Origin of the sequence: Nocardioides ureilyticus, assembly GCF_051280745.1 — a bacterium.
In the GTDB taxonomy this organism is placed as follows: Bacteria; Actinomycetota; Actinomycetes; order Propionibacteriales; family Nocardioidaceae; genus Nocardioides.
In genome coordinates this window covers 1-12533 of sequence record NZ_JBNCOG010000036.1, presented here as the reverse complement: position 1 = coordinate 12533, position 12533 = coordinate 1, and the positions used below count along the sequence as shown (strand labels likewise).

Genomic DNA, 12533 nt, shown 5'->3' with positions numbered 1-12533 from the left:
TAATGTATGCGCGCTGCACCGCGATCCCCTGTAGCTCAACTGGCAGAGCATTCGGCTGTTAACCGGAGGGTTGTTGGTTCGAGTCCAACCGGGGGAGCAGAACGAGGGCCTGGCACCGACGTGCCGGGCCCTCGGTGCACTTCCGGCCATGGTGGCGGGCCACCCGTGGGTCCGCGCGGCGCACGCGCGGGCTAGGCTGCGGCGCTCGAGGGGCGGTAGCTCAGTCGGTCAGAGCAGAGGACTCATAATCCTTGGGTCGTGGGTTCGAGCCCCACCCGCCCTACCACGGCACGACGCTGACCTGCGGAAACGAGGTCCGGAGTCGGCGCTGGACGGCGGTTCCCACCCATCAACACGTACCGCTGGACCGAAGCACGATCAATGATCGCCGGCGGCGTCGGGGCCCGGTGGCGTCGCTCCAGGACACCTCGAGCCGCACGAAGTCCACGAGCAACAAGCGCAGGTCGACCTCGAGCCCCTCCACGACTTCCGACGACCTGAGGGTCCCGAGGGCACGGACGGTGTCGTCGACCACTCGACGGCGGCGCCGATGGATCGGCGTGACGGTCAGACGCACGTGCCGGGCAACCGCCTGGCCGCGGTTCACGCAGCGCACGATGAGGCCACGGCCCGTGCGAGTGACGGCCAGCTCGACGTCGGCTGCGTAGTTCTTGGCCCAGCGAGTTGCAGCCGGCTCGCGGTTCCGCTGCTCGACGTCTCGCTGTTCCGGATACCGGCGTTCGCTGGTGCGGTCGGCGTCAACACGTTGTCGATCTTCGCGTTTCTCGGGCTGCTGTTCTTCTACTCGCAGTACCTGCAGCTGGTGCGCGGGTTCGGCCCGTTGAAGGCCGGGGTCGCAGAGCTCCCGGCGACGATCGCGTCGGTCGTCGTGATCGCGTTGATCGGCGCTCTCGTGACCCGGCTCGGCGCTGGTCGATCAATCGGGGTCGGTCTCCTGACGTCCGCGATCGGACTGGCGGGCATCGGACTCACGGCATCCTGGGACTCGTACTGGGGTCTGGGGGTGTCCCTGGCTGTCGTCGGGCTCGGCATCGGGGTGTCGATGACGGTCTCGGTCGATGCGGTGGTGAGCACCGTGCCGGCAGATCGGTCCGGAGCCGCAGCTGCGATCTCGGAGACCGGGTACGAGCTGGGCGGGGCACTGGGCATCGCGATCCTCGGTTCGTTGCAGATGGCGATCTATCGTGCGCACCTCGAGCTCCCGGGCGAGCTCAGCGCGACCGACACCGCCACCGTCAAGGACTCCTTGGCATCGACCCTTGCACGCATCACCGACCCCGACGTGCTTGCGACCGCCCGGGAATCGTTCACCTGGGGGCTCCAAGTGACCGCGCTGGTCGCCGGCGCGCTGCTCTTGGTGGCGGCAGTGGTGGCGTGGAAGATCATCCCGGCGCGGACTGTCACCTCGCCTGGGACGGAGGTACGACACCATGCCTGACAAGCCGCTGGTCCGGGACCGGGAACGCACCCGGCGCGCCATCCTCGTAGCAGCCGAGCGGGCAGTGGTCGATCGCGGTGCGAAGGTGAGCCTCGCCGAGATCGCTGCACTCGCCGGAGTCTCCAAGGGCGGACTCATGCACCACTTCCGGACGCGCGACGAGCTGATCGGTGCGGTCGTCGCACACACGATCGACCGCATGTGGGAGGAGGTCCGCGCGCACGTGGACCTCAGCGAGAACCGTCCGGGCAAGTTCACGCGCGCTTACGTGCGCGCCCTCACCGGAGGCAGCGAGTACCTGAGCGAGGTCTTCAGCCCGACCGGACTCCTCGCTGCGCTCGGGTCGGCCGGGATCGAGTCGCTCGGCCGGCTGGAGCACGCGGACGCACGCGCCTGGAACGACGCCTTCGATGCCGACGGCCTCCCACCCGGCCGCGCTCTGGCGGTCCGGTATGCAGCCGAAGGTGTCGTCGCAGCGATCAACACGCCGTACCTGGACGCCGAGCAGCTGGCCTGCGTCCGCGCAGAACTGCTCGCGCTCACCGAGATCGACACCGAGGTGCCATGAGGAGCCGTGCAGCAGGAACCGAGCCGGTCCTGTCCGCTGGCGGGGTCCGAGTCGTCCGGACCCGCCGACCTGCTCCGGGGACAGGCGCGACGCCGGTCTCGCGATCGTGCGGAGCGAGCAGGCGGGGATGTCTGCCCGTTTTGTCCGCGATGCGACGACGAGATTCCAGCACGTCCAACCACCTGGCACACGCGCTCGACGGCCCGCGGCCCGGTGGGGCGGCGGGCGCTGGCGCCGCGTGGCCTAGACCAGCTGGTCGCGGCGTGGCCTGCTCGCCGACAGGTCGTTGGTCCTCCGTCAAGGGGCCCGCCCGGGCCTGAGGAGCGCGACGATCCTCGGGAGACGCGCATGCAGTCCGAAGTGTCGACGGCGGTCGTCTCCGCTTCTGCGCTCGTCACGGTGAGCGGCGAGCTCGACCTGCTCCTGGCGTCGAGCCTGCGTGCCGGCTTCGAGCACGTCGTGGACCAGGGCGTGGAGACGGTGCTGCTGGACATCAGCGGCATCACCTTCGCCGACACGGCCGGCCTGGACGGCCTGCTGTGGTGCAGGGACAGAGCCGGGCGCGCGGGTGTGCAGTGCCGGCTGACCGCTCCGCCGCCCGCGCTCCTGAGACTGGTGCGGCTCACGAGGAGCTCCTCCTTGGTCCGTGGCCCACGGCTGACCCCGCTGGCGTGGCTGGCCCGGCGCCGCGCCTGACCGCCGGGTTCGAGGAGGTTCCGCCCGCTAACCTTCCTCAGCATGACCTCTGGGAAGGCGCTGCTGGCGGCCTGCGGTGTCATCGTGGTGGTGTCGGTGGCGCTCTCCGTGGCGCTCGGCTACGCAGACGACTCGAGCCTCGAACGTCTCGGCTCGGTCGTCCTGATCGGCGGCCTCGCTCTGGCAGCGGTGGTGGGCGTGGCGGGTGTCCTCTCGCTGCGGGGCTCCCGTCGGCCGCCCCGCGGGGAGAACGACGTCCTGCCCTGACGGCCCCCGGCAGGACTGACCGATCGGAGGATGATCGCTGCGGGTCGCTGTCCTACCGTGGCTGGCGCCGGGCCGCGGGCACACCCCCCAGGTCCGCGGCCCGGTGCGAGCGTTTGCGTGGTCGCCGCCGTGGGAACACGGCGGCATGAGCAGCCCCGCGGCGTCCCTGGAGTTCATCGGCACGGCGACCACGGTGCTGCGGCTGGGACCGTTCACGGTGCTGACCGACCCGAACTTCCTCCATCGCGGCCAGCGGGCCTACCTGGGCAAGGGCCTGTTCTCGAAGCGTCTCACCGAGCCGTCGCTGCAGCCGGCGGACCTCCCGTCGCTCGACGCGGTCCTGCTCTCGCACCTGCACGGCGACCACTTCGACCGCATCGCGCGACGCGAGCTCGACCGTGACCTGCTGGTCATGACCACGCCGGCCGCCAGCCGGAAGCTCGGCCAGTGGGGGTTCGGCGGAGCCCACGGCATGCGCACCTGGGAGTCGCTGGAGCTGACCGACCAGGGGGCCCGGCTCCGGGTCACCGCCGTGCCCGGCCAGCACGGCCCCGGCCTGGCTCGCCACGTCCTGCCCCCGGTCATGGGCAGCGTCCTGGAGCTGGACGAACCCGGGCGGCCGACGTTCCGGCTCTACGTCAGCGGAGACACGCTCTTCCGGCCGTACCTGCGCGGCATCCTGGACCGCACCGGGCCGCTGGACGCCGCCGTGGTCCACCTCGGCGGCACGCGGGCGCTCGGCCTTCTCGTCACGATGGACGGCGAGCAGGGAGCCGACCTGGTCCAGCTGCTGGAGCCTGCCGTGACCGTGCCGGTCCACTTCGACGACTACACGGTCTTCCGGTCGCCGCGGGCCGACTTCCTGGAGCGGTGCCGGGAACGGGGGCTTCCGACGGCGCTTCGCCCCGTCGAGCGGGGCGAGCGCGTGGACCTGGACTGAGGAGCCGGGCGCCCGGCGGGCGCGACGTCAGCCGTCGGAGCCGCGGCCGGTGCTCTGCTGGAGGCGGTCGATGTGCTCGGACGCCTCGGCCTTCGTGAGGTCGGCCGGCAGCGTCTCGCCTGCCTCGCGGGCGAGCGTGTCGAGGTAGCTGCGCTGGGCCCCGGTCATCGGCTCGTCGCCGGTCACCCAGTCGTCCGGGTCCTTCTCGGTGTTCGTGGGGCTCGGGTTCTCGGCCCCGAGCACCTCCCGGTCGCCGGAGCCTGGCTCGGTGGGGGACGACTGGTTCGCACGTGTGTTCGAGTCGCTCATGGTCGCCCCGTACCCGCGGTGCGGGTGGACAAACGCCGGATCAGTATCCCCGGCCGATACCCCAGGCGACTGCCTGCGACCGGCGGGTGACGCCGATCTTCTGGTAGATCTGACGGATGTAGGTCTTCACCGAGTTGACGCTGACGTAGAGCTCTGCGGCGATCTCGAGGTTGCTCCGCCCGCGGCAGATCAACGCCAGCACCTCGGCCTCACGGGTGCTCAAGGTGTCGTCGTCGCTGGTCGCCGCGAGCGGGGACTCGACGCGCTCGCCGCGGTGGACCAGCTCGACGACCTCGATCAGGTCCTCGGCGCTGGCTGCCTTCGACACGAAGCCATGCGCGCCGGCCGACACGGCGCGGCGCACGCTCGCCTGGTCCAGGCGCCAGGTGTAGACGACCACCTTGCCGCCGGCCCGCGCCCGCACGTCAGCGAGGTAGCCGTCGATGTCCATCGGGCGGCCGGCGGGGTCGCACAGGACGACATCTGCTCCCGCCGGCTCGTGGATGACCGCGCGGTCCGGGTGGCGCTGCAGCATCCCGTCGACGCCGGTCGTCACCAGCTCCGACTCATCGACGACGCCCACCCGCACCGGCCGCTGCTCGTGGGGGGACGCCTCGCGCGGACCGTTGTTCATGATGGTTGAAACCTAGAACGGACCGGCCCCTAGGCCGGTCTCGCTGGGCTCACCCGATGGGGTGAAAACGCTCTGAACAGGCGTTTCACGCACCGGAGGAGTACGCCGCCCGGTACCGGCGGAGCAGGTCCTGGCCGCGCTCGACGGCCTGCTCGAGGGGTGGCAGCAGCGACTCCGCCCCGTCCGTCGTCCCCGCGTCGCCGAGAGCCTCGAGCTCCCGGGCCGCGGCACCGACCTCGAGCACCCCGAGGTTCAAGGCACTCCCCGCGAGCTTGTGCGCGGACTGTCGCAGCGCGTCGGCGTCGCACGCGGCGACGCACGCGCGGACCTGCTCGACCGCGTCCTGGCTGTTGGCGAGGAAGTTGCCGACGGCTCGGTCGAGGTAGGTGGTGTTGCCGGGGTCCAGATCGCGGAGCATGTCCAGGCGCGCGACGTCGAGACCGTCGATCGGTTCGGAGGGGGGCAGCGACATCGGTTGCTCCTCGGTCGGGTCGGGGTCGGAGGGGGGACGCGCGGGCCGGACGTCGTCTGCGGTGGGGGACAGCCACAGCCGGAGAGCCGCTGCGAGCGCACCCGGGTCCACCGGCTTGGTCAGGAAGTCGTCCATCCCAGCGGCCAGGCATCGCTCACGCTCGCCCTCCACGGCGGCGGCCGTCATGGCGATGACCGGCACCCGGGTGCCGTCCACCTCCCGGCGCCGGAGCTCCCGGGTGGCGGCGTACCCGTCCATGCGCGGCATCTGGACGTCCATCAGGACGGCGTCGAAGGACCGGGTGGCCAGCAGCTCCAGCGCTGCGACCCCGTCGTCGGAGGTGGTCACCCGGTAGCCCATCGCCTCGAGGAGGCCGCTCGCCACCATCTGGTTCACGGGGTTGTCCTCCACCACCAGCACGTGGGGCTCCCCGTCGACCGTGTAGTCGTCCGGCGCGGCGGAGGGCTCGGGGCCGACGCCGGCGAGAGCGGTGACCAAGGCGCTGCGCAGGACGTTCGCCAGCACCGGCTTGCTCAGGCAGGCCGCGACACCGGCGTTGCGCACCTCGGCCGGGTCGACGGTGGTCAGGGAGGTCAACATGATCAAGGCCAGACCGCGGTACGCCGGGTCCCGGCGGATGTCACGGGCCAGATCGAGGCCGTCGCGCTCGGGCATCGCCAGGTCCAGGAGCGCCCCGTCGAAGGGGTCGCCCTCAGTGACGGCCACGGCCAGGGCCGCCATCGCCTCACGGGCGCTCGCCACGCTGACCGAGCGGACCTGCCACCACGCCAGCTGCTCCTCGAGGATCAGCCGGTTGTGCGCGTTGTCGTCGACCACGAGCACCCGCTGGCCGGCGAGCCAGGTGCGGGCGTGGTCGTCGTCGGGGTCGGCGAGGGTTCCGGTGGGCCGGCCGAAGAGGGCGGTGAAGGAGAAGACGCTGCCGCCGCCGGGATTCGGGGCGTAGGAGATCTCGCCCCCGAGCGCCTCGACGATCTCCTTGGAGATGGCCAGTCCCAGGCCGGTGCCGCCGTACAGCCGGGTGGTGGACGCGTCCGCCTGGGTGAAGGGGTCGAAGAGGCTGCCCAGCTTGGCCGGGTCCACGCCCACCCCCGTGTCCGCCACCTCGACCCGCAACCGCGTGCGCCCCTCGCCTGCCGGGGCGCAGGTGGCGCGGACGAAGACCTCCCCGGAGGGCGTGAACTTGACCGCGTTGGACACCAGGTTGGTCAGCACCTGCGAAAGTCGGGTCGGGTCGCCGGCGAGCACCTCGGGGACGTCGGGGTGGCAGGAGATGATCAGCTCGAGGCCGCGCGCGCGTGCGCTCTCCGCCAGCACCGCGGCCACCTGGTCGAACAGGGGGCGGACCTCGAAGTCGACCTGCTCGAGCTCGAGCCGGCCCGCCTCGATCTTGGAGAAGTCCAGGATGTCGTTGATGACCCCGAGGAGTGCCCGGCTCGCCACCTGCACGCCGGAGGCCAGGCGCAGCTGGTCGCGGTCCAGCCCGCTGCGGAGGAGGAGGTCGTTGAGCCCGATGACGCCGTTCAACGGGGTCCGGATCTCGTGGCTCATGGTCGCGAGGAACTCCGACTTCTGCCGCGACGCCTCCATCGCCTCGTCACGGGCGTCGGCGAGCGCCCGCTGCGCCTGCTCGCGCTCGGCGACCCGCGCCATCTGCACGGCGACCGCCTCCACCATCTCCTGGATCATCTCGTGCCGGTAGAGGGGTGGCGCCGAGGTGATGACGACGACGGCGTGCACCGCGTCGGCGTAGGAGATCGGGAAGGAGATCGTCAGCCTGTCGTCGTCCCAGACGGACCTCCGTTCGTGGAACGCCCGTTCCGCGAGCGCCTGCTCCTTGGCGACCCGCTCCGGGTCCGTCCGGTCCGCGCGCCGGTCCTCCTCGGAGACGTAGTACGGCGCGACGCCGGTCCCGTCCTCCCGCGGCACGAACCCACGCGCCCGCTCCCAGTCGTCGTGGAGCAGCACGAGGTCGCGGGCCTGCCGGAGCAGGTCCTTCAGCGAGTGCGCCTCGTTGGCGGCGGAGGCCACCGCCTGCATCAGCGAGTTCTGCCTGGCCTGGTCGACCAGGGCGATCTCGGCCTCCTTGGCCTCGCTGATGTCCTGGTGGGTGCCCGACATCCACAGGGCTCGACCGTCGCCGTCGCGGTGGACGACACCGCGGCCGCGGGTCCAGACCCAGCCGTCCTCGCCGCGCAGACGGGCGACGAAGACGAAGGAGTCGGCGCCCTCGAGCGCCGACCGGACCGCGTCGGCGACCAGGTGACGGTCGGCCTCGTGCACCATGTCGAGGAAGTCGGCGTACGTCGATGGGAACGCGTCCGCAGAGATGCCGTAGAGGTCGAAGAGCTCCGGCGTGCCGCTGATCCGGTCGGCGACGACGTCCCAGGACCAGCTCCCGAGGCGGGCGATCCGGTGCGCCTCGGCGAGGCGCCGGCGACTCTCGGTGATCTCCTGCAGCTCGCGCCGGCGGTCGCTCCAGTCCGTGATGCGGTGCAGGACGCCGACCACGGCGCCGCTCGCGTCCCGCAGCGCCGACTCGCGGACGAGCACCCACAGGGCGGTCCCGTCGCGGCGCTGGAACCGGACCTCCACCTCGCGCTCGTTGAAGCGCCCGTCACGGAGGTCGGCGAGGTGGTCGGCGAACTGTCGGCGACCGGCCTCGTCGAGGGTGTCGAAGACCGTCAGCCCTTGCGCCTCCTCGGCCCCGACGCCGGCGAGACGTGCTACCTCGGGGTTGGCGTAGAGGGTGCGGCCGTCCAGGTCGAGCACCCAGATGCCGTCCGTGGACGTCTCCACGATGTCGCGGTACAGCGCATCGAGCTCCATCACACCTCCCGGCGCTCACGATAGAGCCAGGGGCGGGCGCTCAGGACTCGCCCGCGATCTTGAAGTCCTCCCCGTCGTGGACCAGTCGCAGACGTACGTCGTCGCGTCGGGTCTCGCCGTTGTCGAACGTCCACCGGTAGCTGTACCGGACGCCGATGTCGCGCGGACCGTCGACGTCGGCGTCGACCCTGCTGACCCCGTCGATCGAGCGCACCCGTCCCCAGAAGCCGGTGTACCCGGCGAGGCCCCCGCTCTGGCGCTGGAACTCCCGGGTGAGCATCGCGAAGCCCGCGGAGGGATCGTCCGCGGCGGTCGTCAGGTAGTCCCGCACGAACTGCTCGGCGCCCGCCTCCGTCGGTCGCTGGGGCGGGTCGGACGCACCGGGCGTGGGCGTCGGCTCCGGCACCGGGTCGGCGGTGGCCGTCGTCGGCGGCGGGTCGTCCTCGGAGGTCCGGTCCCGCGCCAGCGAGACGCCCGCCACCGTGACGACGAGGAGCGCCAGCAGCCCGAGCACCGCGGTCGCGACGCGTCGCCCGTGCCGATCGCTCGGCCGCGCGTCGTCCTCCTCGGTCGCGCGCTGGCGCGGAGGTGCGGCCGCCGGCACCCGTGCGGTGGTCGACCCGGCCGGAGCACGCCCCGACCGCAGGAAGTCACGCACCTGTGCCGCGGTCCAGCGGTCGCCGGGCTCGCGGGTCATGGTGCCCGCGAGGACCGGGACCAACCAGCCGGCGCCAGGCAGCTCGGGCGGGTCCTCGTGCACGATCCGGAACAACGCACCCAGCACGTTCTCACCGACGTCGTACGGCGGCCGCCCGGCCAGCGCGTGGTACAGCGAGGCGCCGAGCGACCACATGTCGCTCTGGGCGGTCGCCGACTGCCCCGAGGCCACCTCCGGGGCGAGGTACGCCGGCGATCCGGTCACCAGGCCGGTCTGGGTCAGCGCCGCATCGGCCTCGGCCCGGGCGATGCCGAAGTCCGAGAGCTTCACGACGCCGGCCCCGGTGACCAGCATGTTCGACGGCTTGACGTCGCGGTGCACGATCCCCGCGGCGTGGGCGGCCGCGAGGGCGTCGGCGGCCTGCGCGAGCATGGCGGCCGCCTCGTCGGTGGGGAGCGGCCCGCGGGTGCGGACCAGCTCGGCCAGGGTCGTGCCGGGGACGTGCTCCATCACCAGCCAGCGCTCGGAGTCGTGGTCGACGAGGTCGAAGACCGCCACGACGTGCGGGTGGCTCAGCCGTGCCGCCAGCCGCGCCTCGCGCTCGGCGCGCTCCAGGTCGGGCCTGCTGCCGCCGGGGACCACGCCCACCCGCTTGACCGCGACCGGCCTGCCCAGCACCTCGTCACGCGCCAGCCAGACCGCGCCCATGCCGCCCCGGCCGATCTCGCGCTCGAGGGAGTACCTCCCGGCGATCACCCGTGTCGGTCCTCCTGGTCGGGCGCTCGACAGCGCGCTGGTGCGGGACCGCGCCAGCCTAGCCGCGCACCGGTGGCGGCCCGGTGGCCGCTGACGGGCGGGATGGGGCAGGCTTGGTGCCCCAACGACCACGGTGGACGCACCACCCGACGGAAGGCCGCCCGTGTCCCTCGATCCCACCCTCCTCGACGACCTCGAGTGGCGCGGCCTGATCGCGCACTCGACGGACCTCGACGCGCTGCGGGAGGCGCTGACGTCGGGAAGCGTGCGGTTCTACGTCGGGTTCGACCCGACGGCGCCCAGCCTGCACATGGGCCACCTCGTCCAGGTGCTCACCGCTCGCCGGCTCCAGGAGGCGGGCCACACGCCGTACGCGCTCGTCGGCGGTGCGACGGGCATGATCGGCGACCCTCGGGACTCGGGGGAGCGGACGCTGAACTCCCTCGACACGGTGCGGGAGTGGACCGACCGGGTCCGGGCCCAGATCGAGCCCTTCCTCTCCTTCGACGGCGACAACGCCGCGACCATGGTCAACAACTACGACTGGACGGCGTCGATGTCGACCATCGACTTCCTCCGTGACATCGGCAAGCACTTCCCCGTCAACCGGATGCTCGCCCGCGACGTCGTCAGCCGGCGGCTGGAGTCGGGGATCAGCTACACCGAGTTCAGCTACGTGCTTCTGCAGTCGATGGACTTCCTCGCGCTCCACCGCGACCACGGCGTCACCCTCCAGTTCGGCGGCTCCGACCAGTGGGGCAACCTGACCGCGGGTGTCGAGCTCATCCGGCGCGCGGACGGGGGCCGGGCACACGCGTTCGCCACGCCGCTGCTCACCAAGGCGGACGGCACCAAGTACGGCAAGACCGAGGGCGGCGCCCTGTGGCTGGACCCGGACATGATGTCGCCGTACTCCTTCTTCCAGTTCTGGCTCAACGTGGAGGACGAGAAGGTCGGGGAGCTGCTCCGGGTCTTCACGTTCCTCTCGCGCGACGAGATCGAAGCGCTCGAGGCCGAGCACGCCGAGAAACCGTTCCTCCGGACGGGGCAGCGCACGCTCGCCGAGCACGTCACGACCCTCGTCCACGGCGCCGAGGAGACCGAGCGGATCAAGGCGGCGTCCTCGGCCCTCTTCGGCGGAGGAGAGCTCACCGGCCTGGGCGAGTCCCTCGGCGCCGCACTCCGGGAGGCAGGTTCGATCACCGTGGACGCCACGGGAGGACTCCCGCCCGTCGTCGACCTGCTGGTGGAGACCGGCCTGGCCAAGAGCAAGGGGGAGGCGCGGCGCACGATCGGTGAGGGCGGCGCGTACCTCAACAACGTGCGCGTCGAGAACCCCGAGGCCGTGCCGGCCCAGGCGGACCTCGTCGACGGCACCTGGCTGGTGCTGCGGCGCGGCAAGAAGAAGTTCGCCGGCGTCGAGGTCCGATGACGGGGACCTGGCTGCACGGCCTCGAGGACCGGGCGCGCGCGGCGCTGCCCGCGCCCGTCTTCGAGTACGTCGGCCAGGGCGCCCGGGAGTCGGTGAGCACGCGGGAGGCACCCGCGGCGTGGCAGGGACTCCGGTTCGCGCCCCACGTCCTGCGCGACGTCACCGACGTCGACCCGGGCGTCGACCTCCTCGGGCGCCGTTCGCTCGTCCCGTGGGGCATCGCTCCCACGACGCTGCAGCGGGCGGTCCACCCGGACGGCGAGCTGGCGGTGGCTCGCGCCACCGCCGCGGCCGGCGGCGTCATGGTCGTCTCCAGCAACGCGGGCACCTCGTTCGCCGCCATCGGCGCCACCGGGGTCCGGTGGTGGCTGCAGGCCTACCTGCCGTCCGACCGGACGCTGGCGGAGCCGATGCTCGACCGCGCGGTGGCGGCGGGCGCAGAAGCGGTGGTGCTGACCGTCGACACACCGGTGGTCGCGACCAAGTACGTCGTGGGGGAGCCCGTCTGGGACACGGTCCAGGACGGGCTGCTGCGGGTGAACTTCGACCCGGGGTACGACGAGCGGCCCGGCGCGGAGAAGGCGACCGACCTCGGGCCGCACGACCTGGACTGGCTCGCGGAGCGCACCGGCCTCCCGGTGGTGGTCAAGGGAGTCCTGCGCTCCGACGACGCACGTCGCTGTGTCGACGCGGGTGCTTCGGCGGTGTGGGTCTCCAACCACGGGGGGCGCCAGCTCGACCGCGCGCGATCCACGGCGACCCAGCTGCCGGAGGTCGTGGCCGAGGTGGGTGACGACGCAGAGGTCTACGCGGACGGCGGCATCCGCAACGGCCTGGACGTGCTGGCGGCGCTGGCCCTCGGAGCACGGGGCGTCTTCCTCGGCCGCCCGGCGCTGTGGGCCCTGGCCGACGGCGAGCAGGGCGTCGCGCGCCTCCACCGCGACCTCCGGGACGAGGTGGTCGAGGCACTGCGGCTGGCCGGGTGCCGGGTGCCGGCAGACGCGCCGTCCCTGCTCGGGCGGGACGACGTGCCCCCGCTCTGACCTGCGCAGACATCGGTGTGCTCGCCGTCACGCCGAATCGATTTGGCATCGTCGCGGGAGTCGCCTAATGTTCTCTGAGTCGCCAGGGAGCGGCGGGGAGCAAGACCGGTCCGGTCGGGCTCCCGGCCCCGGGCTGACCGCCTTCAACACTCACCTCGATTCGGGTGCCTGAGTGCAGCGCTTTCAACGGCGCCCTCGGAATCTCGATCAACAGGTGTGTGTCGACCTGGGCGCAGGGAGATCGAAAGCCCCGAATTGCGGAGCCGAGAAAGTCCCTGATAAAGTACGGAACAGCCCCGCAGGGGAAAGCGAGAAATCGCCCAACCGCGGTGCGCGTGTGATTCTTGAGAACTCAACAGTGTGTCATAGTCGACGAATTAGTTTGTTATGCCCCGTCGATCATTGGTCTGCCTTTTGGTGGGTTGGTGGTTGATGGTTTCTTTGACAATGAT

The 12533-nt window shown here is 71.8% G+C and carries 11 protein-coding genes and 2 tRNA genes; 9 read left to right on the top strand and 4 right to left on the bottom strand.

Going from position 1 to position 12533, the window contains the following annotated elements; genetic code table 11:
- Positions 1 to 24 precede the first annotated feature (24 nt).
- The 7 genes from ACSMHG_RS16560 (at position 25) to ACSMHG_RS16530 (ending at position 3930) form a co-directional block, all read left to right on the top strand.
- A tRNA-Asn gene (locus ACSMHG_RS16560) sits at positions 25 to 97 on the top strand.
- Positions 98 to 209: 112 nt separating this feature from the next.
- Positions 210 to 286: transfer RNA gene (locus tag ACSMHG_RS16555), tRNA-Ile, on the top strand.
- Between the two features lie 264 nt (positions 287 to 550).
- Positions 551 to 1459, top strand: a complete 909-nt coding sequence (locus tag ACSMHG_RS16550; RefSeq protein ID WP_435747110.1) for an MFS transporter — start codon at positions 551 to 553, stop codon at positions 1457 to 1459.
- A complete protein-coding gene (locus ACSMHG_RS16545) occupies positions 1452 to 2027 on the top strand; it encodes a TetR/AcrR family transcriptional regulator (RefSeq protein ID WP_435747108.1) in 576 nt (191 codons plus the stop codon). The genes ACSMHG_RS16550 and ACSMHG_RS16545 overlap by 8 nt, the downstream gene beginning before the upstream one ends.
- Positions 2028 to 2375: 348 nt before the next feature.
- Positions 2376 to 2723 (top strand): STAS domain-containing protein, encoded by a 348-nt coding sequence (locus ACSMHG_RS16540; RefSeq protein ID WP_435747106.1) that lies wholly within the window; start codon positions 2376 to 2378, stop codon positions 2721 to 2723.
- Positions 2724 to 2765: 42 nt separating this feature from the next.
- Positions 2766 to 2990, top strand: a complete 225-nt coding sequence (locus tag ACSMHG_RS16535) for a hypothetical protein (RefSeq protein ID WP_435747104.1) — start codon at positions 2766 to 2768, stop codon at positions 2988 to 2990.
- A 145-nt stretch (positions 2991 to 3135) separates the two neighbouring features.
- Entirely contained in the window at positions 3136 to 3930 is a 795-nt protein-coding gene (locus ACSMHG_RS16530; protein ID WP_435747102.1) for an MBL fold metallo-hydrolase, read from the top strand.
- A gap of 27 nt (positions 3931 to 3957) precedes the next feature.
- Here the strand turns inward: ACSMHG_RS16530 and ACSMHG_RS16525 are convergent, their stop codons facing one another.
- From ACSMHG_RS16525 to ACSMHG_RS16510, 4 genes are all read right to left on the bottom strand, one after another.
- The gene (locus ACSMHG_RS16525) at positions 3958 to 4239 is read right to left on the bottom strand and encodes a DUF3072 domain-containing protein (protein ID WP_435747100.1); all 282 of its coding nucleotides are present in this window, start codon (positions 4237 to 4239) and stop codon (positions 3958 to 3960) included.
- 40 nt (positions 4240 to 4279) lie between these two features.
- A complete protein-coding gene (locus ACSMHG_RS16520; RefSeq protein ID WP_435747098.1) occupies positions 4280 to 4873 on the bottom strand; it encodes a response regulator transcription factor in 594 nt (197 codons plus the stop codon).
- 85 nt (positions 4874 to 4958) lie between these two features.
- Positions 4959 to 8192, bottom strand: a complete 3234-nt coding sequence (locus ACSMHG_RS16515) for a response regulator (protein WP_435747095.1) — start codon at positions 8190 to 8192, stop codon at positions 4959 to 4961.
- A gap of 40 nt (positions 8193 to 8232) precedes the next feature.
- Positions 8233 to 9606, bottom strand: a complete 1374-nt coding sequence (locus tag ACSMHG_RS16510; protein WP_435747093.1) for a serine/threonine-protein kinase — start codon at positions 9604 to 9606, stop codon at positions 8233 to 8235.
- Between the two features lie 163 nt (positions 9607 to 9769).
- Between ACSMHG_RS16510 and tyrS the strand changes: the two genes are divergently transcribed.
- Positions 9770 to 11038, top strand: coding sequence for a tyrosine--tRNA ligase (gene tyrS / locus ACSMHG_RS16505; RefSeq protein ID WP_435747091.1), 1269 nt, complete (start codon positions 9770 to 9772; stop codon positions 11036 to 11038).
- Positions 11035 to 12081, top strand: a complete 1047-nt coding sequence (locus ACSMHG_RS16500; protein WP_435747089.1) for an alpha-hydroxy acid oxidase — start codon at positions 11035 to 11037, stop codon at positions 12079 to 12081. Before tyrS ends, ACSMHG_RS16500 begins: the two co-directional genes overlap by 4 nt.
- Positions 12082 to 12533: the final 452 nt, after the last annotated feature.